Genomic DNA, 23,415 nt, shown 5'->3' with positions numbered 1-23,415 from the left:
ACCCACCAGGTTTGCGCCGGTTTCGCCCGCGCCTGGGCGCGGCGGTCGAATACGGCGAGGCGAGCGCTCCTGGCGGAACGCGCGCAGCGCCGTTCTGGAACACGGGCAGGAAAAGCAAAGAAATGAAGTACGGGTCGTGCCGTTCTTCTGCACCCCGGTCGTTTCACGACCGGGGTGGCGTCGGCATCAGGGCTGGTTGGCTACGCCATAGAAGGCGTTCCGCGAGAAGGGGCTGATCTTGAAGTCATGCACCGACTTGTTCATCGGCTGGTACACGGTGGAGTGGGCGATCGGGGTGATCGGCACCTGCTCCTTGAGGATGTGCTGGGCCTGCTTGTACAGCTCGCTGCGTTTGTCCTGGTCGGAGACCCGCTTGGCAGCCTTGACCAGCTTGTCGTAGGCCGCGTCGCACCATTTCGATACGTTGTTGCCGTTGATCGAGTCGCAGCCGTAGAGGGTCGCCAGCCAGTTGTCCGGATCGCCGTTGTCGCCGGTCCAGCCGAACAGCATGGCGTCATGCTCGCCGGCATGGGCGCGCTTGATGTACTCGCCCCATTCGTAGCTGACGATCCTGGCCTTGATGCCGATCTTCGCCCAGTCGGCCTGGATCATCTCCGCCATCAGCTTGGCGTTGGGGTTGTAGGGACGCTGCACCGGCATCGCCCACAGGGTGATCTCGGTGCCCTCGGCGACGCCGGCCTTCTTCAGCAGTTCCCGGGCCTTGGCCGGATCGAACGGGGCGTCCTTGATGGTTTCGTCATAGGACCACTGGGTCGGCGGCATACCGTTCACCGCCAGTTGCCCGGCACCCTGGTAGACGGCGTCGATGATGGCCTGCTTGTTCACCGCCATGTCCAGCGCCTGGCGTACTTCGAGCTGGTCGAACGGCTTGTGGGTGACGTTGTAGGCGATGTAGCCGAGGTTGAAGCCTGGCTGCGAGGGCACCTTCAGGTTCGCCGCTTCCTGCAGGGCCTTGAGATCGGCGGGGCGTGGGTTGAGGGTGATCTGGCACTCGCCGGCCTTGAGCTTCTGCGCGCGCACCGCGGCGTCGGTGTTGATCGAGAAGATCAGGTTGTCGATCTTCACGTCTTCGGGTTTCCAGTAGTCCTTGTTGCCCTTGAAGCGGATCTGCGCATCCTTCTGGTAGCGGCTCAGGATGAAAGGCCCGGTGCCGATCGGCTTCTGGTTGATCTGCTGTGGCTTGCCGGCCTCGAGCAACTGCCCGGCGTACTCGGCGGACTGGATCGAGGCGACGTCCATCGCCAGGTTCTGGATGAAGGCGGCGTCGACCTCGTTGAGGGTGAACTTCACCCTGTGCTCGTCGAGCTTCTCGACCCTGGCGATGTTCTTGTCCAGGCCCATGTCGGTGAAGTAGGGAAACTCGGTGGGGTAGGCCTTGCGGAACGGATGATTCTTGTCGAGCATGCGCTGGAAGGTGAACAGCACATCGTCGGCGTTGAATTCGCGGGTCGGCTTGAAGTAGTCGGTGCTGTGGAACTTCACACCCTTGCGCAGGTGGAAGGTGTAGGTCTTGCCGTCGTCGCCGATGTCCCAGCTTTCCGCCAGGGCCGGGATCGCCCGGGTGCCGCCGCGCTCGAACTGGACGAGGCGGTTGAACAGGGTGACCGAGGTCGCGTCGTAGTCGGTGCCGGTGGTGTACTGGGCGGGATCGAAGCCGGCCGGGCTGCCCTCCGAGCAGAACACCAGGTTGCTGGCGGCGTGGGAGAACGGGGAGCCGAGGATCAGACCGGCTGCCAGCCAGGCCCGAAGGGGAAGGATCTTACGCATGCAAACCTCATTTTTTCTTTTTCTAAGGGCATCGTCTGAGGATCGGCCTTATGGGCCATGGCAACTCTCGCCTTTCCATGGATGGCGGGTGACAGCCATGGACCCTGTGCGGCGACAGCGATCGTCCGTTTGTTGTTGGTCGACGATTCGCTGATGCCGAAATTAAGTCATGCTGAAATTGTGGTCAACGAAAATTAAGCACGACTAACATTTCTCTTGCGAAAACGTTTGCCTGACAGGATGGGAAGGTGCGCTACGGACTGGCTCAGGGCGTCGGATGGTCGTCGAACAGGCCCATGGTGGTGATGGTCAGGACTTCCGCCACATCGCTGCCGACGTTGGCCAGGCAATGGGTCTTGGTCGCGTCGAAGTGCACCGAGTCGCCGGCGCCGAGGGGGTACTGGCGCCCCTCGATGGTGTAGACGATCTGCCCGGACAGGACGTAGGAGAACTCGGCGCCCTCATGGGAGATCAGCTCCGACTGGTAGCCCACCGGCATGTTCATCTTGACCGCATTGATCAGGTTGCCGGGGAAGGAGCTGGACAGGCGTTCGTAGGCCAGCGGCTGGCCCTCGATGGTGTAGCGTACCCGCTCGCCTTCGTGGGAGTCGGGCTGGGGTTGTGCCGGTTGGTCGAACAGGGCATTGAGCGGGATATTCAGCGACTTGGCGATGTTGGCCAGGGAAGAGATCGATACACCGGTGAGGTTGCGCTCCGCCTGGGAGAGGAAGCTCGCGGTGAGACCGGATTCGCTGGCGACTTGGTGCAGGGTCTTCTTGGCGGCGCGGCGATAGCGACGCAGGCGTTCGCCGATGCGGTCTACGGTCATTGGGGAGACTCTTGTTGAAAGGCGCAGTATACCCAGCGCGGGGCGTCAATAAAGTCTGACAGATGAACTACCCGAACCCCTATTTTTAAGTGTGACTGAAAATTTGTTTTGACCTGAATTTAAGCTCGACTTAAATTTCAGCCCGGTCCAGACGAGGAGAACAACAAATGACCGTGGGTGTTGGCGGGAGTACCCCTGCGCAGGCGCTGGAGCGTCTGCGGAACATGATGGACGGCGCGCAGCCGATCGGCCTGGCGTCTTACCGTGCGCGAATCGCCGCGGCCCAGGCGTGGATGGGCGAGCATGGCATCGCCGCGGCGTACCTGCATGCAGGCAGCAACCTGCGTTACTTCAGCGGCGTGCAATGGCACCCCAGTGAACGCCTGGTGGGTGCTCTACTGCCCGCCGAGGGCGCCCTCGAATACCTTGCGCCGGCCTTCGAGGAAGGTACGGTGCGCGACTTCCAGGTGGTCGATGGCGCCATCCACACCTGGGAGGAACACCAGGATCCCTATCGCCTGCTGCTCGATCGCCTGGAGGCGCTCGGCGTGGGCGAGCGCAGCACGGTCGCACTGTGTCCGAGCCTGCCGTTCGGCATGTTCGAGCGCTTGCGCCAACAGGCGCCGGGCAGGAACTTCGTCAGCGCCGCGCCGCTGATCGACCAGGGACGGATGCGCAAGTCGGCCGAGGAGCTGGCGCTGATGCAGCGGGCCAAGGACATGACCCTGGAAGTGCAGAAGGCCGCGGCGAGCATTCTCCGCGAAGGCATCAGCACCACCGAAGTCGCCGAGTTCATCCACCAGGCGCACCGCAAGGTGGGCGCGCCCGGTTCGACCTTCTGCATCGTCCTGTTCGGTGCCGCCAGTGCCTTCCCGCATGGGGTGAAGCATGCGCAGGTGCTGAAGGATGGCGACATGGTGCTGATCGATACCGGCTGCCAGGTCCACGGCTACCAGTCGGATATCACCCGCAGCTATGTGTTCGGCACGCCCAGCGCACGCCAGCGCGAATTCTGGGGGATGGAGCGCGACGCCCAACTGGCGGCCTTCGAGGCCGCGCGTCTGGGCCGGCCCTGCGAGGCGGTGGACGCCGCCGCGCGGCGTTCGCTGGAGGCCAACGGCCTGGGACCGGACTACCGCCTGCCTGGCCTGCCGCACCGCACCGGGCATGGCATCGGCATGGACGTCCACGAAGGCCCGTACCTGGTGCGTGGCGATCGCACGCCGCTGGATGTCGGCATGTGCTTCAGCAACGAACCGATGATCTGCGTGCCCGGCGAGTTCGGCATTCGCCTGGAGGATCACTTCTACATGACGAAGGAAGGACCGCGCTGGTTCACCCAACCGAGCCCGTCCATCGACGATCCCTTCGGCCTCGGCGGCTGATCCGGCCGAACGATAACGCCGCACGCGGGAAGGCAAGGACCAGGGCTTCCCGCGTGCGGCGCAGCGATCAGTCCAGCTTCACCCGCGAAAAGTCCCGCGCCGACATCGGGCTCATGCGGTAGCCGCTGACGTTCTTGCGTTGCGCGTCGAACATCAAAGGATGCGCCAGCGGCAACCAGGGCATCTGCTCGTGGAAGATCCGCTGCGCTTCCTTGTACAGCGCTACCCGTTGGCTCTCGTCGTTGCTCATGCGCGCCTTGCGGATGGCTTCGTCGAAGCCCTTGTCGCACCAGCGCGCGCGATTTTCCCCGGACTCCACCGAGGCGCAGCCGAGGTTGTGGGTGAGGAAGTTGTCCGGGTCGCCGTTATCGCCGATCCAGCTGTAGAGCATCATGTCGTGTTCGCCGGCCTTGGTGCGCTTGACCATCTCGCCCCACTCGAACTGGCGGATGTTCACCCGGATGCCGATGGCGGCCAGGTCGGACTGGATCAGTTGCGCCACTCGCGCCGGGTTGCCGCCGGGGCCGCTGCCGGTGCTGATGTAGAGGTTCAGGGGTGTGTCCGGGGTGACGCCGGCTTCCTTCAGCAGGGCCTTGGCCCGTTCGGGGTCGTAGGGCCAGTCGCGGATGCTGTCGTCGTAGCCGAGCAGCATCGGCGGGTAGGGGCCGATGGCCAGGCGGGCCTGGTCGCCGAAGACGATCTTCAGGTAGGACGACTTGTTGAAGCCCATGGCGATCGCCCGGCGCACGCGCGGGTCGTCGAACGGTTCGTGCCGGGTGTTGATCGCGGCGTGGGAGGTGATCATCGCCGCTTCTTCCAGCACCGTCAGTTGCGGGTCCTGGCGCAACGCGGCGACGTCTTCCGGCTTGGGCGTCAGGGCGATCTGGCATTCGTTGCGGCGCAGGCGCTGCACGCGCACGTTGGGATCGAGGGTGATCGCCAGCACCAGGTGGTCGATGGCCGGCTTACCCTTCCAGTAGTCGGGGTTGGCCGCGTAGCGCACCTGGGCATCCTTGCGGTAGCGGGTGAAGACGAACGGGCCGGTGCCGATCGGCTTGCTGTTGAGTTCGTCGCCCTTGCCCCTGGCGATCAGTTGGCCGGCATATTCGGCGGAGAGGATCGAGCCGAACGGCATGGCCAGGTCGGCGAGGAACGGCGCCTCCGGGTGCTTGAGGACGAAGCGCACCTGGTGCTCGTCGATCTTCTCGATGCGCTCGATGATGTCGCGCAGTTGCATGGCGTCGGCGTAGGGGTAGCCGCTGGGCGAAAGGTCGTGGGCGGGGTGCTGCGGATCGAGCATGCGCTGGAAGCTGAACAGCACGTCGTCGGCGTCGAATTCGCGGGTTGGCTTGAAGTAGTCGGTGCTGTGGAATTTCACGCCCTGGCGCAGGCGGAAGGTGTAGACGAGGCCGTCAGCGGAGACGTCCCAGCTTTCCGCCAGGGCCGGGATCACCGTGGCGCTGCCCGGAGCGAACGCGGCCAGCGCGTTGTACAGCGGATGGGCTGAGGCGTCGAAGGTGTAGCCGGAGGTATAGCGGGCCGGATCGAACCCTTCCGGCGCCGCTTCGGTGCACACCGCCAGGGTCTTCGGCTGGGCCTGGATGGCGGCGCTGGCGGCGAAGGCGAGCAGCAGCAGGCTGTAGCGCAGGGCAGAGCGTGGTCGCATGGATGACTCCTCTGGAGCGGGACGGCCGGGTCGGCCGCCCCGGGGAGAGGCGCCGCCTCGCTCGTGGCGGGGCGGCGCGGCTGGCAGGCGAAGCTACTTGCCGACGCTGACCTCGTAGAACGAGTTCAGGCCGAAGGGACTGATCCTGAAGTCGTGTACCGTCTTGCGCATCGGCTGGTACACGGTGGAGTGGGCGATCGGGGTGATCGGCACCTGTTCCTTGAGGATGTGCTGGGCCTGCTTGTACAGCTCGGTGCGCTTGCCCTGGTCGGTGGTGCGCTTGGCATCCTTGACCAGCTTGTCGTAGCCGGCGTCGCACCATTTGGAGAAGTTGTTGCCGTCCACCGCGTCGCAGCCGTAGAGGGTGCCGAGCCAGTTGTCCGGGTCGCCGTTGTCGCCGCTCCAGCCGATCAGCATGGCGTCATGCTCGCCGCCCTTGGCGCGCTTGATGTATTCGCCCCATTCGTAGGTGACGATCTTCGCCTTGATACCGATCTTCGCCCAATCGTTCTGCAGCATTTCCGCCATCAGCTTGGCGTTGGGGTTGTAGGGGCGTTGTACCGGCATGGCCCACAGGGTGATCTCGGTGCCTTCGGCGACGCCGGCCTTCTTCAGCAGCTCCCTGGCCTTGGCCGGATCGTAGGGCGCGTCCTTGATGGTCTCGTCGTAGGACCACTGGGTCGGTGGCATGCCGTTGCTCGCCAACTGGCCGGCGCCCTGGTAGACGGCGTCGATGATGGCCTTCTTGTTCACCGCCATGTCCAGCGCCTGGCGTACTTCCAGCTTGTCGAACGGCTTGTGGGTGACGTTGTAGGCGATGTAGCCGAGGTTGAAGCCGGCCTGCGACGGCAGGTTCAGGTTCGGGTCCTTCTTCAGCGCGTCGAGGTCGGCGGGGCGCGGGTTGAGGGTGATCTGGCACTCGCCGGCCTTGAGCTTCTGCGCGCGCACCGAGGCGTCGGTGTTGATGGCGAAGATCAGGTTGTCGACCTTCACCTCGTCCGGCTTCCAGTAGTCCTTGTTGCCCTTGAAGCGGATCTGCGCATCCTTCTGGTAGCGGCTGAACACGAACGGGCCGGTGCCGATCGGCTTCTGGTTGATGTCGCTGGCCTTGCCCTGCTTGAGCAGTTGCGCGGCGTATTCGGCGGACTGGATCGATGGGAAGGGCATCGCCAGGTTCTGGATGAAGGCCGCGTCGACCTCGTTGAGGGTGAACTTCACCGTATGCTCGTCGAGCTTCTCGACCCTGGCGATGTTCTTGTCCAGGCCCATGTCGGTGAAGTAGGGAAACTCGGTGGGGTAGGCCTTGCGGAACGGATGATCCTTGTCGAGCATGCGTTCGAAGGTGAACAGCACGTCGTCGGCATTGAATTCGCGGGTCGGCTTGAAGTAGTCGGTACTGTGGAACTTCACGCCCTTGCGCAGGTGGAAGGTATAGGTCTTGCCGTCGTCGCTGACGTCCCAGCTTTCCGCGAGGCCGGGAAGGACCTTGGTGCCGCCGCGCTCGAACTGGGTCAGGCGGTTGAAGACGGTTTCCGCCGCGGCGTCGAAATCGGTACCGGTGGTGTACTGGGCGGGATCGAAGCCGGCCGGGCTGCCTTCCGAGCAGAAGATCAGGTTGCTGGCGAAGGCCTGGGGAACGGCGGCGACCAGCGCTGCGCCGAGCAGCGAGGGCATGATCGCGGAGCGGATGACGGCGTTTCTACGCATGGAGTGACCTCTGGTTATTTTGATTGTCTGCGAGGGACAGCCTCGTGAGCTGTCTTGCGCGAAGCTATGCAGGGCGTGTGCCGGCCGCAAGCGTCGAGGTCGCTTCAGTGTAGATGTTGTTATCCGATTGAAAGGGAATGTCGCATTTTCGAATTTGCGCAAACGCGACGCAGGCCGCGTTTGCTGCGCGAGAGACAGTGGAAACGCAAGAGGCAGCCCGGAGGCTGCCTCTTGTGGTGCGCGCCGGCCGGATCAGGGCATCTGCACCTCGATCACACCGTCGGCGTTGACCGTGACCTGGCTGGTCCCGGCCTCGATATCCGGCGCCTGGGCGCCACCGAAGCTGGCGTCGGCCTTCATCGCCGCCATCCGCATCACCGGGTACGGGCGCGGTGCGCCGGCGCTGTTCACGCTCAGGCTGACCAGCTTGTAGCCCTTGCCGCCGAGCGCCTCGGTGAGCAACTGGGCGCGCTCCTTGAACGCGTCCACGGCGCCTTTCATCAATTGGTCCTCGTTCTTCTTGCGGGTCGCATCGGCGATGCTGAAGTCCATGCCGCCCATCTTCAGCTTGCCCAGCAGGTCGGCGGAAAGCTGGCCGAGGGCGGCGAAGTCGGAGCTTTCCAGGCGCAGCTCGGCGCGCTCGCGCCAGCCGGTGATCTTCTGGCCCTTGTCGTCGTAGACCGGATAGCTGTTGCGACTGCCCAGGCTGATGGTCACGCCCTTGACCTTGCGCGCGTCGGCGACGGCGGCGTTGAGGACGCTGGTGGTCTCGGCGGCGAGCTTGGCCGGATCGCTGCCCTGGTTTTCGCTGTAGAGGGTGACCTGCATCAGGTCGTGGGCCACCTGCTGGCTGACTTCGGCGTGCAGCGAGACCTGGTTGTAGCGCGGCGCTTCCTCGGCGACGGCCGAGAGGCTGGCGGCGCAGAGGGTGACGGCGGCGGCCAGGCGGGAAATCGCAGACATTGGGCAACTCCTTGTACTAAGGCTGAATTCACACTGTAGAGCATCGTTCCGGCAGGCGCGGCAAACATGCCTATACGCCAGTCTTGGACCATGAGACGAAGGCTTTTCCCGGAACGGGTTAGGCGATTTCGGAAAAAACGTGAAATTTACTGATCTGAGCCCTGACAGCGCTCGGCGAAACAGGGCAGGATGGCGACCTGCGAGGTTTCTGAGTCACTTTGCCGCAGAGTTGCCGACAGCGTCTTGGCTATACTCGCGCTTATTCCGGAAGAAAACATGCGCGCACCGGTTTTCCTGCTCTCCGCCAGTCGCCAGAACCTTGGCCGTCTGCTCCTCATCCGTATTCTCGTGCTGGCCGCGCAGGCCGGCTCGGTGGGTTTCGCCTGGCTCTCCGACCTGTTGCCGCTGCCGTGGCTGGCGCTCGGCCTGACCCTTGGCCTGTCCGCCTGCCTGATCCTGTTCACCGCGCTGCGCCTGCGCGCGCCGTGGCCGGTGACCGACCAGGAGTACGCGGTACAACTGGCCTGCGACCTGATCATCCACAGCACCTTGCTGTATTACTCGGGCGGCTCGACCAACCCCTTCGTTTCCTATTACCTGGTACCGCTGACCATCGCCGCTGCGACCCTGCCCTGGATCTACTCCATGGTGCTCTCCGGCCTGGCCCTGACCGGCTACACCCTGCTGCTGATCTGGTACCACCCGCTGCACCTGCAGGCGGTTCAGCACGAGGCGATGCTGATCAACCTGCACCTGTTCGGCATGTGGCTGAACTTCGCCCTGTCGGCGGCCTTCATCACCTTCTTCGTGGTGAAGATGTCCGAGGCCCTGCGCTGGCAGGCGCACATGCAGGCCGAGCGGCGCGAGGAAAGCATGCGCGACCAGCAGTTGCTCGCGGTGGCCACCCAGGCGGCCGGTGCCGCGCACGAACTGGGTACGCCGCTGGCGACCATGAGCGTGCTGCTCAACGAGCTGCGCCAGGAGCGCCCGCAGGACCCGACCCTGCAGGAAGACCTGGCATTGCTCCAGGAACAGGTCAAGCAGTGCAAGCACACCCTCCAGCAACTGGTACGGGCGGCCGAGGCCGACCGCCGTCAGGCTATCGAGGAGCAAAGCGCCGCGGAATGGCTGGAATCGGTGCTGCGCCGCTGGCACCTGATGCGTCCGGAGGCTTCCTACCGCTACCAGTGCCTGGGCCTCGGCTCCGCGCCGCGCCTGACCCCGCCGACCGACCTCAGCCAGGCTCTGCTGAACCTGCTGAACAATGCGGCGGACGCCTGTCCCGACGACCTCGACATCCGCCTGGACTGGGACAGCAGCAGTATCTGCCTGAGTATCCGCGACCACGGCGTCGGGGTGCCCCTGGCGATCGCCGAACAGATCGGCAAACCGTTCTTCACCACCAAGGGCAAGGGCTTCGGCCTCGGCCTGTTTCTCAGTCAGGCCAGCGTGACCCGCGCTGGTGGAACGGTGAAGTTGTATAACCACGAAGATGGCGGCACTCTGACCGAACTGCGCTTGCCGCGCAGCTACGGAATGGCTTGAGTGATCCGTCTGAGAGGCCCTGCCTATGTCTGAAGAGCTGCTCTTCGAAGGGGAAGAACAACCCCATCTCCTGCTGGTGGACGACGATCCCACCTTTACCCGGGTCCTGGCGCGGGCCATGAGCCGTCGCGGCCTGCGGGTCAGCACCGCCGGCTCCGCCGAGGAAGGCCTGGCGCTGGCCCAGCAGGACACGCCGGACTATGCCGTGCTCGACCTGAAGATGGAAGGCGACTCCGGCCTGGTGCTGCTGCCGAAGCTGCTGGAGCTGCACGCGGACATGCGGGTGGTGATCCTCACCGGCTATTCCAGCATCGCCACCGCGGTGGAGGCGATCAAGCGCGGCGCCTGCAACTACCTGTGCAAGCCGGCGGATGCCGATGACGTGTTGGCCGCGCTGCTCTCCGAGCACGCCGACCTGGACACCCTGGTGCCGGAAAACCCGATGTCGGTGGATCGCCTGCAATGGGAGCACATCCAGCGCGTGCTCGCCGAGCACGAGGGCAACATCTCCGCCACCGCCCGCGCCCTGGGCATGCATCGACGGACCTTGCAGCGCAAGCTGCAGAAGCGGCCGGTACGGCGCTGAAGCGTAAATGACAACGGGGGCGCCGCATGGCGCCCCCTATACTTTCCGCTTTCCGTCGAATCGCGGTGGATTTCGCACATTCCGCCGGTCGCCGGGGATATCCAGCGGACAGCGCAATCGTTAAGATGCAACTTTCATGAATCGCACGACCAGGGATTGATCATGCGTATCTTCGGTTCGAGTGCCGGCTGCCTGTCGGTGCTGTTCGGACTGGCCTTCGGGCTGCCTGCACTAGCCGAGCCTTCGGTGGACCTGGATGGTCCGACGGCAGGCTGGCGCTATTCCGGCCTGCTCGAACAGCCCGATGCCCCGCGTGTCGCCTATCCGACTCCGCCCATCGATCGCGGCGGCCAGCGCGGCCGCAGCCTGATCGAAGGACACCTGCGCGAACTGGTCGGCACCGAGCGCGCCCAGCGCCTGGTGGTCAACGGCAATCCTCTCCCTCTCTATACCGACGGCGCCGGGCGCTTCGTCCGCCCCTATGCGTTCGGCCACGGCTCCAACGGCGTCCAGGTCGGCAGCGCCGACGGCAAGATCCTCAAGCGCGTACAGTTCTACGAGGCCAATCGCTCCCAACTGCCGCCGCGCGTGCGCGTGGTGCTGGGTTGGGACGATCCGAAGGCCGAGCTTGACCTGCATATCGTCACCCCCGATGGCCAGCACGCCTACTGGGCGCATCCGCGCCTGAGCAACAGCGGCGGCCTCGATCCGGACGGCGTCGACGGGCCCGGCCCGGAGATGTTCACCATGGGCGCGCCGCTGCACGGCACCTACCTGATCTACGTGAACTACTGGGGCAACCTCAACAACCAGGGCTACAACTTCCAGGCCGGCAGCAACGTACAGGACGTGATCACCGCGCAGGTCAACCTGGTGTTCAACGAAAACAGCGTCGACGAGAAGCACGAGACCTTCGTCGTGCCCCTGCGCACCATCGGCGACCTGGTGCTGGTCAAGACCTTTACCTACTGAAGCATCCCCTCGTACGGATGACACGGGATTAGCGAACCATGAGCGAGAACAACACCCCCAGCCCTGCCAACGGAACCCCTGCGCCCGCCGCTGCGCGCACCCGAAGCGCCCTGTGGCCGGTGCTGGGGATCGTCGCCGCGCTGGCCGCCGGCGGTGTGCTGGCCTGGCAGATGGGCTGGCTGGAGCGGCTCGGCGGAGGGCGCCCGGCCGAAGAGGACCTCGGCCAGCCGATCGGCGCCCAGGCACCCGCGGACGCCGACGCGCCACGTGCCTACCGTGACCTGCGCAAGCCCGACGCGCTGATCGAGAGCGTGTCGCTGAGCCGCCTGCCGAAGGAAATCCTCGAGGTGCCGTTGCTGCGCGATACCCTGACCGAGGACTTCGTCTTCTATTACGAGAACAATGGCGACCGCCTCGGCCTGACCGGTACGTTGCGGCGGATCATCTACGAGCACGACCTGACCCTGAAGGACAGCCTGGTCGAGGAACTGCTCGACCAACCGGCCCAGGTCGCCCTCTGGCGCGGCGCCGACGGCCGCCTGCGCGACTTCGTGGTGGTGCTCAAGCGCGGCGGCCTGGCGCGGGTGCTCGAGCCGCTGGCCCATATCGCCGCCGACGACCAGCAGTTGCGCAAGGTCGGCGAGCTGGCGGGAACCTCGGTCTATCGCCTGCGCTACGGCAACGACAAGGCGATGCTGTTCCTGTCCAAGGGCGACCGGCTGTTGTTGCTGTCGAACCCACGGATGCTCTTCGACGATGGTGGCGAAAGCGACGACAGCCCGCTGAACGCTCCGGCCAGCGAAGACCTGGAGGCACTGCTCGACGGCGACGAACTGTTCCCCGAGCGCTTCGGCCTGCCGGGCCGCGGCGAGCTGCGCCAGCGCATCACCCTCAATGCCAGCGTCCTGGCCATGGGCTACCAGCGCTTCATCCCGAGCTTCGCCGGGGTGCGCTTCGAGAAGGGCGAGCAGGGCTGGAGCAGCTACCTGGCGCTGAACGAGGTGGAACGCCAGCCGCCGCTGGACTTCGCCCCGGTCTGGCAGGCCATGCCGATGGGCGCCAGCGCCTGCGTGGCGCTGCCGGTCACCCCTGGCCTGTACGGGGTGATGCTGGAGCGTCTGGGGGCCGAGCAGAAGATGGCCCAGGCCTTCTCCGAGCATCTCAGCGGCGCTGCCGGTCTCTGCTGGTACGCCAGTTCGCGGCTGCATTCGCCGCTGCTGGTGGGCCAGTTGAGCGCGCCGGCCAGTGCCGAACTCGACGACGAGCTGGGCAAGCTGTTCGGTCGCGTGATCGGCGCGAAGGAAGCCAAGGTCGAGGGTGGCAGCTTCCCGGTGGAAGACCGGGTGGATGGCCAGACCCGCCGCTGGACCCGCCAGGTCAGCTCGAACTTCGGCGCCTATCCGGCCAGCCAGGCGGACAACCCGGAGAGCATCAGCGGCCGCGCGTTCTTCCGCATCGGCATGGCGCGCCATGGCCAGACCCTGCTGTTCTCCCTCGACGACCAGTTGCTCGGCAAGGCCCTGGACACCCTCGACAAACGCTATCCGCCGCTCGCCGAGGTGTTGCCGAAGGATGCGCTGGTACCGGCCTACCTGGCGCCGCAGCCGCTCTCCGAACTGCTGCAACGGGAAACCCTCGACAGCCTGCCGCAGGACATGGAGCCGGTATTCCGCAATGCCGCCGACACCTACCTGATGCCGCGCCTGAAAACCCTCGCCGGCAAGGGCAGCTACGCCCTCGGGCTGCCTGCCGGAAGCCAGGCCAACGCACCGTGGCAATGGCTGCCGCTGGAATGGCGGTCGCTGTGAGACGCCTGACTGCCTTCGGCCTGGCGCTGCTCCTGCTGGCCAGCGGCGTTGCCCGCGGCGAGCCCGCGGTAACGCTCGACCCGCAGCAATCGCAGGTATTCCGCGCCTGGTTCGTGCGCATCGCCCAGGAACAGTTGCGCCAAGGGCCGAGTCCGCGCTGGCACCAGCAGGACTGCGCCGGCCTGGTGCGCTTCGCCGCCAACGAGGCGCTGAAAGTCCACGATGGCAAGTGGCTGCGCGCCAACGGCCTGTCCAACCGCTACCTGCCCCCGGAGCTGGCGCTCAGTCCCGAGCAACGGCGCCTGGCGCAGAACTGGCAGCAGGGTGGCGGCCAGGTCGGGCCCTACGTGAATGCGATCAAGCTGGTGCAGTTCAACAGCCGGCTGGTCGGTCGCGACCTCAACCAGGCGCGCCCCGGCGACCTGATGTTCTACGACCAGGGCGACGACCAGCACCTGATGATCTGGATGGGCCGCTCCATCGCCTATCACACCGGCAGCAGCACCCCGACCGATAACGGCATGCGCTCGGTCAGCCTGCAACAACTCATGACATGGAAGGACACCCGATGGATCCCCGACGAATCCAATCCCAACTTTATCGGCATCTATCGGCTGGCTTTCCTCTCTCAATGAATCGCGTCCCAGTGAAGACCACAGCAATGAGCAACCTGCGCCGTTTCAGCCGTAGCCTGGCGGTCGCCGCCCTGGTCCTGCTGCCGTTCGCCGCCGTCCAGGCGGAAGACACGGTGGAACCGAGCGGCTACACGCCGATGGCCGGCGAATCCTTCTTCCTGCTCGCCGACAGCAGCTTCGCCACCGACGAGGAAGCGCGGGTCCGTCTCGAAGCGCCCGGCCGCGACTACCGGCGCTACCGCATGGAGCCCTATGGCGGGGTCGACGTGCGCCTGTACCGGATCGAACAGCCGCTGGAGTTCCTCAAGCGGCAGAAGAACCTGCACCGGGTCCTGGCAGAGGGGCAGTTCAAGGGCGAAGGCCTGTCGAACACCCTGGCCTATCTCTGGGACAACTGGTATCGCAAGTCGCGCCGGGTGATGCAGCGCGCCTTCTCCTACGAGTCGCGGCAACAGGTCACCGAGGCGGTGCCCGAGCTGAAGATGGGCAACGCCATGACCGCGCCGACGCCCTACGACGCGCAGCCGCAATACGCGCCGATTCCCGGCCTGCCGCTGGTCAGCCAGTTCCGCTATCCGCTGTGGGACGCCAAGCCCATCGAGCCGCCGCAGGACGTAAAGCTGGCCGGTTCCTCCAGCGAGTTCATCAACGTCGTGCCGGGCAATGTCTACATCCCGCTGGGCAAGCTGAAGCCGGGCCTGTACCTGGTCGAGGCGCTTGTCGGCAAGTACCGCGCCACCACCGTGGTGTTCGTCTCCAACAGCGTGGCGGTGAGCAAGGTCGCCGGCGACGAGCTGCTGGTCTGGACCGCACGCAAGCACGAAGGCACCCCGGTGCCCGACACCAAGGTGCTGTGGACCGACGGCCTGGGCGTGATGAGCAGCGGCAATACCGACGCCGACGGCCTGCTGCGGCTCAAGCACGCCAGTCCGGAGCGCTCCTACGTGATCGGCGAGGACCGCGAGGGCGGGGTCTTCGTCTCCGAGAACTTCTATTACGACAGCGAGATCTACGACACCAAGATATACGCCTTCACCGACCGCCCGCTGTACCGGCCGGGCGACTGGGTCTCGTTGAAGATGGTCGGCCGCGAGTTCAAGGACGCCCGGCAATCCCAGGCCGCCGCCAGCGCGCCGGTGCGCCTGAGCGTGATCGACGCCAGCGGCACGGTATTGCAAAGCCTGGACCTCCGCTTCGACGCGAAGAGCGGCGCCAATGGCCGCTTCCAACTGCCGGAGAACGCCGTCGCCGGCGGCTACGAGTTGCGCTTCGACTACCGCGGGCAGACCTACAGCAGCGCCTTCCGCGTCGCCGAATACATCAAGCCGCACTTCGAAGTCGCCCTCGACCTGGCCAAGCCGGACTTCAAGACCGCCGAGCCGGTGAAGGGCGAGATCGTCCTGCTCTATCCGGACGGCAAGCCGGTGGCCAACGCGCGCCTGCAACTGAGCCTGCGCGCCCAGCAGTTGTCGATGGTGGACAACGAACTGCAGTATCTCGGCCAGTTCCCGGTGGAACTGAGCAGCACCGAACTGACCACCGACGGCAAGGGCCGCGCCGCCATCGAATTGCCGCCGGCCGAGAAACCCAGTCGCTACATGCTGACCATCTTCGCCAGCGACGGCGCCGCCTACCGGGTCAAGACCAGCAAGGAGATCCTCATCGAGCGCGGCGCCGCGCGCTACCGCCTGAGCGCGCCGCAGCGCTTCAGCGCCGCCGGCGAGAAGGTCGAGTTCAGCTATGCCAGCGAACAGCCGACCCCGCTCAAGCCGAGCAGCTACCAGTGGATCCGCCTGGAGGACCGCGCCACCGATAGCGGTCCGGTCGCCGACGGCCGCTTCGCGCTGACCTTAGAGCGCCCCGGTACCTATTCCGTGGAGCTGCGCGACGACAAGGGCCAGCTCCTTGGCGCCACCGGCCACTCGGTGAGCGGCGAGGGCGTGAAGTCGGTGCCGGGCACCGTCGAGGTGGTGTTCGACAAGCCCGAGTACCGCACCGGCGAGGAAGCCTCCGCACTGATCACCTTCCCCGAGCCGGTGGAGGATGCGCTGTTGTCCCTGGAGCGCGACAAGGTCGAGGCCACCGCCCTGCTGTCCAAGGGCGCCGACTGGCTGCGCCTGGAAAAGCTCAATCCGACCCAGTACCGCGTGTGGATCCCGGTGCGCGAGGAGTTCTCGCCGAACCTGACCTTCTCGGTGCTCTACACCAAGGGCGGCGACTACAGCTTCCAGAACGCCGGGATCAAGGTCGGCATGCCCCAGGTAGAGATCGACATCGCCACCGACAAGGAGCGCTACGAACCGGGCGAGACGGTGACCGTGACCCTGGCCACGCGCTTCGCCGGCAAACCGGTTTCCAGCCACCTGACCGTCAGCGTGGTGGATGAGATGGTCTATGCCCTGCAGGCGGAGATCGCCCCCGGCATCGACCAGTTCTTCTACCATCCGCGGCGCAACAACGTGCGCACCAGCGCCAGCCTGGCCTTCATCAGCTACGACGTGGCGTTGCCCGGCAGCACCAGCGCACCCGGACGGGCGAACCGCAGCGAGCGCGGCGTCAAGGTACTGGAGCGGCCGCGCCGCGAGGACGTCGACACCGCCGCCTGGCAGCCGGAGCTGGTCACCGACGCCCAGGGCAAGGCCAGCTTCAGCTTCCGCATGCCCGACTCGCTGACCCGCTGGCGGATCACCGCGCGGGCCATCGACGACAACGGCCAGGTCGGCCAGAAGAAGCAGTTCCTTCGCTCGGAGAAGCCGCTGTACCTGAAGTGGAGCGGGCCGACTCGCTTCCGCCAGGGTGACCAGCCCGACCTCGGCCTGTTCGTCTTCAACCAAGGCGAACAGCCGGTCAAGGCCGAGCTGCTCAGCGGGCCGCCTGGCAGCCAGCGCAGCCAGACCCTGGAGCTGGCCAAGGGAGTCAACTACATTCCGCTGGCGCAACAGCCGCTCAGCGATGGCGACTGGAGCGCCGAGCTGCGCCAGGACGGGCAGGTCCGCGACCGCCTGGCGGTGCGCTTCAACCTGCTGGCCGACGGCTGGCAGGTGGAGCAGGTGCAGAACCTCAGCCTGGCGGCGGCGAGCAACCCGCTGCAACTGCCGGCGGACGCGCGCGACGTACGCCTGCGCCTGGCCGATGGCCCGGCCGCTGCCTACCTGGGCAATCTCGATGATCTGCTGGAGTATCCCTACGGCGGCGTCGAGCAGACCGCCAGCCAACTGCTGCCGCTGAGCATCGCCTATCCGGCGCTGGCCGGCGGCGAGCCGCGGATTCGCGACCGCCTGCGCCTGATCATGCAGAACAGTCGCCTGCGCCTGGTGCAGATGGCCGGCCCGGACGCCTGGTTCGCCTGGTGGGGTGGCGACGTCGATGGCGACGCTTTCCTCACCGCCTACGCCTACTACGCCGACTGGTACGCCAGCCGCGCACTGGAGATCCAACTGCCGGCCGAACACTGGCAGCGCATCCTCGAGCCCTACGCCAAGCAGGCGACGCAGACCCCGCTGCTGCAGCGTGCGCTGATCCTGGCTTTCGCCCGCGACATGCAGTTGCCGGTGAACACCCTGCTCGGCGGCCTGCTCAACGATCTGGCCAACGCCGGCGAAGGGCAGGCGCGCGCGGAGCCGCTGGAGGCCGACGACGGCCTGGTGCTGGGCGACCCGGACTCGGCCGTCGGCCTGGCCGCGGCGCGAGTACTGGCGGTGGACCTGGCACGGCAACTGCGGGTCGCGGTGCCCGCTCCGCTGGCCGCCCAGGCCGAGACGGCGACGCAGCGCCTGCGTGAGGCCGGCTTGCCGTTCACCGATGCCTTGCTGGCCTCTCACTCGGCCGTGGATGGCCAGCAGGCCAGCGCTTTGCTGCAACGCCTGGCGCCGGCGCAATCGACCCTGGAACGCGCCCTGGCCCTGACCTGGCTGCAGGGCGCCCTGGCCCAGGCGCCGCAGGGCAAGCTGCCGCAGCCGCCGAAGGACTGGCAGGCGCAGCGCGGCGCCAGCGGCGAAACCTACTGGCAATGGCGCGGCCGCGGCATTCCGAGCTGGGTCGACCTGGACGAGGCGCCGGCCCGGCCGTTGCCGGTTGCGCTCAGCTACCGCAGCGCCCAGGCGCCGAGCGGGCAACTGCCGGTGCAGATCAGCCGTCGTCTGCTGCGCCTGGTGCCCGGTGAGGGGGCGTTCGAGTTCAAGGTCGAGGAGGTTGGCGACAAGCCGCTTTCCAGCGACGAACTGTATCTCGACGAAGTGACCCTGAACGTTCCGGAAGACACCGCTCTACGCTACGGCATGCTGGAACTGCCGCTGCCGCCCGGCGCGGATGTCGAGCGCACCACCTGGGGCATCAAGATCAGCGGCCTGGCCGGCGACGAAGCGACCACCCTGGAGCGCGCGCGCAACGAACCGGGCGAGTTGTTCTACGGGGTGCCGGTGGACAGCCTGAGTGGCGAGCAGCGTTTCCGTCACCTGGTGCGTTTCTCCCAGAAAGGCAGCTTCAACCTGCCACCGGCCCGCTACCTGCGTCTCTACGCGCCGGAACAGCAGGCCCTGGAAGCCAAGCCGGCGCTGGCCAAGGTCAAGGTCGAGTGATTGCGTTGCGCGCCTGGCTGGTCCTGCTGTGCGCCGTGCCGTTGCTGCTTCGCGCAGCGGAGGCGCCGGTCCAGCTGGCCTGGCGCACGACCCAGGGCTACGAACTGGTGAGCCTGGATCGCCAGCGGGTACTCGAGCGCCGGCCGTTGCCGGCCGATTTGCAGGCTCCGCTGGGCAGCCTGTGGAAACTGTTCGTCTTCGCCTGGCTGAGCGACACCGGCCAGGCCGAGCCGCCCTATACCTGCCAGGGGCGCAGCCGCGAGGAGGTCTACTGCTGCGAGAATGGCCAGACGATCGGTCGTGACCGCGCCCTGGTGCGCTCCTGCGGGCTGTATTTCGAGCCGCAGCGCCTCGCCTTGCGGCCGGAGGCCTGGCGCGGCTACTGGCAGGCGCGCCAGGCACCGGCCTGGTTGCTCGATCTGGAACGGCTGCAACCGCAGACGCGGGTGCCGGTTAAGGAGCTTCTGGAGCAGTTGCAGCAACTGCCGGCCCAGGGCGAGGCGCGGCGGGTACTGCTCGACGTGGCGTTGCAGGCCGGCGACGGCCATGCCGTGGCCAGCCTTGGCGGCCGCCTGCGGGTGAAGACCTGGAGCTGGCTCGACGACCATGACCCGCAGGCGCGCCAGGGCGGTTTCGCTGGCTGGCTGGTCGATGGAACGCCGCTCTGGCTCGGCGGCCCGGGAACCAGCAAGATGATTCTGGACCGCTACGCCGAGGTGCTCGGGCGCTTCCTGCCGAGTCCGTGGCCGGCCGATCCGGGCCGTTGCGTGGAAGTGAACCTGTTCAGCCGCTATCCGCTGCGCTCGGTCAGCGATCCCTCCGGCCACCCGGCCGCCGAAGGCCTGCTGCATGGTCCGCAGCAAGTGCTCTTCGCCAACGGCAATCGACTGGACATCGCCAGCGCCGGCGACCTCTTCCTGCAACGGGTGGATGGCGTGCCGCGCCTGGTCGCGCGGGTTTCGCGCGAAGAGTACGTGGCGCGGGTGCTGGAGCGCGAAGCCTCGGCGCAGCCGAAGGAAGCCGCTCGCGCGCTGGCGGTGACCATTCGCACCTATCTATTGCAAAACGCCGCGCCGCGCGGCGAATGCCTGGCCATCGATGACAGCAGCCAGCGCCAGCGCGTGGCGCCGCGCCCGGCCAGCGCGCCGACGCGGCGGATCGCTGCCTGGAGCGCCGACCTGGTGCTGGCCGGGGCGACCGTCAACTATCACTCCGACCAGCCTGGTCCGGCGCGCCTGTCCTGGAAGCACGCGGTGGAGCAAGCCGGGCAGGGACTGGGCTACGACAGCATCCTCGCCCAGGCTTTCCCGCGCAGCAGCCTGAGCCGCTGGGACAACCCGGTGGCCGCCTGCCAGCCGTTGCCGGCTGCCGAAGACTGGCTGCGCAAGCAGCGCCGGCAGTGGCGCGAGCGTCTCGACCGAGAGCCCGGCTACGAGGAGATTCCGAGTTTTTCCGTGTGCCGCCTGGCTTCCGGGCGGCCCTATGTCGATCGCGAGCGCGAACGCATCTTCGTCCGCGGCCTGTATTCCCTACAGGAACGCTTGGACCTCACCCACGAATACCTGCACCTGGCCTTCCGCGCCCATCCCAGCGGCCAGGACGAAAACTATGTCGAAAGCCTGGCCCGGCGCCTGCTACTGGAATGACTCCATGAACCGAATGTCCCTTGCCGCCCTGCTCAGTTGCCTTCCCCTCGTCGCCTGGGCGGACAACCCCGTGAAACTGGATACGCCGGTCTCCGGCTGGCGTGCCGGCGACGGTTCCGCCGCCAATTACCGGCAGGTGGTGAACTACCCGGCGTCCTCGGTCAACGTCGCCGCCGACCAGGCGACCACCGCGCGCATTCGCGGCGCGATCGAGAGCCAGCCCAAGGACCGCCCGGCGACGCTGGTGGTGAACGGTGTGAGCATGCCACTGAAGGTGGACGCCGATGGCAGCTTCGACCGCCCGTTCGCCTTCCCGTCCGGCAGCAACAGCGTCGAGGTGCGCAACGCCGCCGGGCAGTCGCGACGGGTCCAGTTCTATCACGGTGGCGGCGGCGGGGAAGTGCCGGCCAAGCTGCGCGTGCTGCTGTCCTGGGACAGCGACAACACCGACCTCGACCTGCACCTGGTGACCCCGGACGGCGACCATGTCTGGTATGGCAATCGTTCGCTGGCCAACGGCGCGACCCTGGATGTCGACGTCACCACCGGCTACGGCCCGGAAATCATCGCCACGCCGACGCCGCAGAAGGGGCCCTACCTGGTCTACGTCAACTACTTCGGCGGTGGCTACGGCAGCAGCGAGGATGGCGCCGAACAGGCCGCCCAGGACCTGACCACGGCGCGCATCACCCTGGTCACCGAAGAGGGCACGCCGAACGAGAAACAGGAAACCTTCCTGGTGCCGATGCGCAAGCCTGGCGAGCTGACGCTGGTGAAGCGCTTCAGTTATCCGTAGGCGCCTGCGCTCGGTCCCATAGGGCGGATAACGCCCCTGGCGTTATTCGCCGTCGCTCAGGCATCGGTGTTATCAACCCGTGGCCTGACGGCGGCGCTCATGCCGCTGCGAATGGCTCCTGGGCTCAGGCGGGCTGTTCGCCCTGCCAGGTATCGATCGCTTCCTGCGCCGCACGGAACGCATCGATCGCCGCCGGCACCCCGGCATAGACCGCGCAGTGCAGCAGTGCCTCGCGGATTTCCTCCACCGTGCAGCCGTTGTTCAGCGCACCGCGCACGTGCCCCTTGAGTTCCTGCGGGCACTTCAGGGCGGTCAGGGCGGCCAGGGTGATCAGGCTGCGGGTCTTGCGCGGCAGCGCCTCGCGGGCCCAGACCGAGCCCCAGGCATGCTCGTTGACGAAGTCCTGCAATGGCTGGGTGAAGGCGGTGGCGTTGCCCATGGCGCGCTCGACGAAGGCGTCGCCCATGACTTCACGTCGGATCTCCAGGCCGGTCTTGCCTTGTTCGCTCATCGGAAGGTTCCTGTCGTGGGTAGAAGGTGGCTCAATCCAGCGACTCTATCCGAACCGGCGCCACGCCGCTGCGGATCATACCCAGGCCTTCGGCGGCCTTGCGCGATACATCGATGATCCGCCCGCGGCGGAACGGCCCGCGATCGTTGATCCGCACCACCACGCTGCGGCGGTTGTCGAGGTTGGTTACCCGCACGCGGGTACCGAACGGCAACGTGCGGTGGGCAGCGGTCATTGCGTTGGGGTTGTAGCGCTCGCCGCTAGCGGTACGCAGGCCTGCGTGGCGGCTGCCATAGTAGGAGGCTTCGCCGGTATCCGCGGAACCGCTGCCGGCGAGGCTGGAGCAGCCGGCGAGGAACAGGGGCAGGGCGGCGAGGGCGAGGCGCGCGGCGGCGGATGGGGTGGGCATGGACAACAGGCTCCTGGCGGACAAGAAGACGCCGGGCGAACCCGGCGTCTGGCTTTGACTCACGCTTCGAGCTTTTTCTTCAGCAACTCGTTCACCTGCTGCGGGTTGGCCTTGCCTTTCGAGGCCTTCATCGCCTGGCCGACGAAGAAGCCGAACATCTTGCCGCGCTTGGCCTCGTCGGCGGCGCGGTACTGCTCGACCTGCTCGGCGTTGGCCGCCAGCACCTCGTCGAGCATCTTCTCGATGGCGCCACTGTCGGTGACCTGCTTCAGGCCCTTGGCCTCGATGATCTGGTCGGCGGAACCCTCGCCGTTGGCCATGGCTTCGAAGACCATCTTGGCGAGCTTGCCGGAGATGGTGTTGTCCTTGATGCGCAGGATCATGCCGCCCAGTTGCTCGGCGGACACCGGGGACTGCTCGATCTCCAGGCCGTCCTTGTTGAGCAGGCTGCCCAGCTCGACCATCACCCAGTTGGCCGCCAGCTTGGCGTCGCCGCAGATGTCCTGGACCTTCTCGAAGTAGTCGGCCATCTCGCGGCTGGCGGACAGCACGCTGGCATCGTAGGCGGACAGGCCGTACTGGCTCTCGAAGCGTTCGCGCTTCTGCACCGGCAGTTCCGGCAGTTGCTCGCGCAGCTTCGCCAGGTACTCGGGCTCGATGACCACCGGCAGCAGGTCGGGACAGGGGAAGTAACGGTAGTCGTTGGCTTCTTCCTTGCCGCGCATGGAGCGGGTCTCGTCCTTGTTCGGGTCGTACAGGCGGGTTTCCTGGACTACCTTGCCGCCGTCCTCGATCAGCTCGATCTGGCGCTGGATCTCGTGGTTGATCGCCTTCTCGATGAAGCGGAAGGAGTTGACGTTCTTGATCTCGGCGCGGGTGCCGAATTCGGCCTGGCCCTTCGGTCGTACCGAGACGTTGCAGTCGCAGCGCAGCGAGCCCTCGGCCATGTTGCCGTCGCAGATGCCCAGGTAGCGCACCAGGGCGTGGATCGCCTTGACGTAGGCCACGGCTTCCTTGGCGCTGCGGATGTCCGGCTCGGAAACGATCTCCAGCAACGGCGTGCCGGCGCGGTTCAGGTCGATGCCGCTCATGCCCTGGAAGTCTTCGTGCAGGCTCTTGCCGGCGTCCTCCTCCAGGTGCGCGCGGGTGATGCCGATGCGCTTGGTGGTGCCGTCTTCCAGGGTGATGTCGAGATGGCCCTTGCCGACGATGGGATGGTCCATCTGGCTGGTCTGGTAGCCCTTCGGCAGGTCGGGGTAGAAGTAGTTCTTGCGGGCGAACACGTTCTGCCGGTCGATCCGTGCGTCGATCGCCAGGCCGAACAGGCAGGCCATGCGTACGGCCTCCTCGTTGAGCACCGGCAGGGTGCCCGGCATGGCCAGGTCGACCAGGCTGGCTTGGGTATTCGGCGCGGCGCCGAAGGCGGTCGAGCTGCCGGAGAAGATCTTCGATTGGGTGGCGAGCTGTGCGTGGATTTCCAGCCCGATCACGGTTTCCCATTGCATGTGGTGTTCCTCAATCCTTCTGTGCCTGCGCAGTCCCGCTGCCGACCCTGCGGGTCGCCCTCTCCGCGCCGGGAGAGGGGAGGGGAC

At 66.4% G+C, this 23,415-nt stretch carries 17 protein-coding genes; 9 read left to right on the top strand and 8 right to left on the bottom strand.

What is annotated here, in order from left to right; translation table 11 throughout:
- Positions 1–186 precede the first annotated feature (186 nt).
- Positions 187–1,788 (bottom strand): ABC transporter substrate-binding protein, encoded by a 1,602-nt coding sequence (locus LJF27_RS13740; RefSeq protein ID WP_003116233.1) that lies wholly within the window; start codon positions 1,786–1,788, stop codon positions 187–189.
- Between the two features lie 265 nt (positions 1,789–2,053).
- Complete coding sequence (gene psdR, locus LJF27_RS13735; protein WP_003094433.1) at positions 2,054–2,617, bottom strand: transcriptional regulator PsdR; 564 nt, start codon at positions 2,615–2,617, stop codon at positions 2,054–2,056.
- Between the two features lie 167 nt (positions 2,618–2,784).
- On the opposite strand from psdR, the gene mdpA reads away from it, so the two are divergent.
- Entirely contained in the window at positions 2,785–4,002 is a 1,218-nt protein-coding gene (gene mdpA, locus LJF27_RS13730) for a metallopeptidase MdpA (RefSeq protein WP_003120936.1), read from the top strand.
- 67 nt (positions 4,003–4,069) lie between these two features.
- Here the strand turns inward: mdpA and LJF27_RS13725 are convergent, their stop codons facing one another.
- The 3 genes from LJF27_RS13725 to LJF27_RS13715 form a co-directional block, all read right to left on the bottom strand.
- Positions 4,070–5,668, bottom strand: coding sequence for an ABC transporter substrate-binding protein (locus LJF27_RS13725; RefSeq protein WP_014603297.1), 1,599 nt, complete (start codon positions 5,666–5,668; stop codon positions 4,070–4,072).
- 93 nt (positions 5,669–5,761) lie between these two features.
- Positions 5,762–7,375: an ABC transporter substrate-binding protein gene (locus tag LJF27_RS13720; RefSeq protein ID WP_003161454.1), complete on the bottom strand. Its 1,614-nt coding sequence runs from the start codon at positions 7,373–7,375 to the stop codon at positions 5,762–5,764.
- Positions 7,376–7,627: 252 nt separating this feature from the next.
- On the bottom strand, positions 7,628–8,338 hold the full coding sequence (locus LJF27_RS13715) for an SIMPL domain-containing protein (protein ID WP_023116754.1): 711 nt from the start codon (positions 8,336–8,338) through the stop codon (positions 7,628–7,630).
- A 276-nt stretch (positions 8,339–8,614) separates the two neighbouring features.
- Here LJF27_RS13715 and LJF27_RS13710 point away from each other — a divergent pair, with 276 nt between their 5' ends.
- From LJF27_RS13710 to LJF27_RS13675, 8 genes are all read left to right on the top strand, one after another.
- The gene (locus tag LJF27_RS13710; protein ID WP_003094421.1) at positions 8,615–9,883 is read left to right on the top strand and encodes an ATP-binding protein; all 1,269 of its coding nucleotides are present in this window, start codon (positions 8,615–8,617) and stop codon (positions 9,881–9,883) included.
- 25 nt (positions 9,884–9,908) lie between these two features.
- On the top strand, positions 9,909–10,469 hold the full coding sequence (locus LJF27_RS13705; RefSeq protein ID WP_003106283.1) for a response regulator transcription factor: 561 nt from the start codon (positions 9,909–9,911) through the stop codon (positions 10,467–10,469).
- A 162-nt stretch (positions 10,470–10,631) separates the two neighbouring features.
- Entirely contained in the window at positions 10,632–11,441 is an 810-nt protein-coding gene (locus tag LJF27_RS13700) for a YfaP family protein (protein WP_003094417.1), read from the top strand.
- Positions 11,442–11,479: 38 nt separating this feature from the next.
- Complete coding sequence (locus LJF27_RS13695; protein WP_003116230.1) at positions 11,480–13,249, top strand: DUF2138 domain-containing protein; 1,770 nt, start codon at positions 11,480–11,482, stop codon at positions 13,247–13,249.
- Positions 13,246–13,884 carry a DUF1175 domain-containing protein gene (locus LJF27_RS13690; protein WP_003112865.1) on the top strand — a complete coding sequence of 213 codons (639 nt, stop codon included), beginning with the start codon at positions 13,246–13,248 and terminating at the stop codon, positions 13,882–13,884. The genes LJF27_RS13695 and LJF27_RS13690 overlap by 4 nt, the downstream gene beginning before the upstream one ends.
- Before the next feature lie 26 nt (positions 13,885–13,910).
- Positions 13,911–18,461 carry an alpha-2-macroglobulin MagD gene (gene magD, locus LJF27_RS13685; RefSeq protein ID WP_025921210.1) on the top strand — a complete coding sequence of 1,517 codons (4,551 nt, stop codon included), beginning with the start codon at positions 13,911–13,913 and terminating at the stop codon, positions 18,459–18,461.
- Complete coding sequence (locus tag LJF27_RS13680; RefSeq protein ID WP_003106536.1) at positions 18,458–20,107, top strand: YfaQ family protein; 1,650 nt, start codon at positions 18,458–18,460, stop codon at positions 20,105–20,107. Before magD ends, LJF27_RS13680 begins: the two co-directional genes overlap by 4 nt.
- Positions 20,108–20,111: 4 nt before the next feature.
- The gene (locus LJF27_RS13675; RefSeq protein ID WP_003112868.1) at positions 20,112–20,903 is read left to right on the top strand and encodes a YfaP family protein; all 792 of its coding nucleotides are present in this window, start codon (positions 20,112–20,114) and stop codon (positions 20,901–20,903) included.
- Between the two features lie 124 nt (positions 20,904–21,027).
- Here LJF27_RS13675 and LJF27_RS13670 read toward each other — a convergent pair whose 3' ends face one another.
- The 3 genes from LJF27_RS13670 to gatB are packed head-to-tail and all read right to left on the bottom strand — an operon-like array spanning position 21,028 to position 23,343.
- Positions 21,028–21,414: a carboxymuconolactone decarboxylase family protein gene (locus LJF27_RS13670; RefSeq protein WP_003094405.1), complete on the bottom strand. Its 387-nt coding sequence runs from the start codon at positions 21,412–21,414 to the stop codon at positions 21,028–21,030.
- A gap of 31 nt (positions 21,415–21,445) precedes the next feature.
- Positions 21,446–21,823 (bottom strand): septal ring lytic transglycosylase RlpA family protein, encoded by a 378-nt coding sequence (locus LJF27_RS13665; RefSeq protein WP_003455627.1) that lies wholly within the window; start codon positions 21,821–21,823, stop codon positions 21,446–21,448.
- Between the two features lie 59 nt (positions 21,824–21,882).
- Positions 21,883–23,343, bottom strand: coding sequence for an Asp-tRNA(Asn)/Glu-tRNA(Gln) amidotransferase subunit GatB (gene gatB / locus LJF27_RS13660; RefSeq protein ID WP_324256097.1), 1,461 nt, complete (start codon positions 23,341–23,343; stop codon positions 21,883–21,885).
- Between the last annotated feature and the right edge of the window lie 72 nt (positions 23,344–23,415).

The organism is Pseudomonas sp. 203-8 (assembly GCF_020708595.1).
Lineage (GTDB): Bacteria > Pseudomonadota > Gammaproteobacteria > Pseudomonadales > Pseudomonadaceae > Pseudomonas > Pseudomonas aeruginosa.
This window is presented reverse-complemented; position numbering and strand designations above follow the sequence as displayed.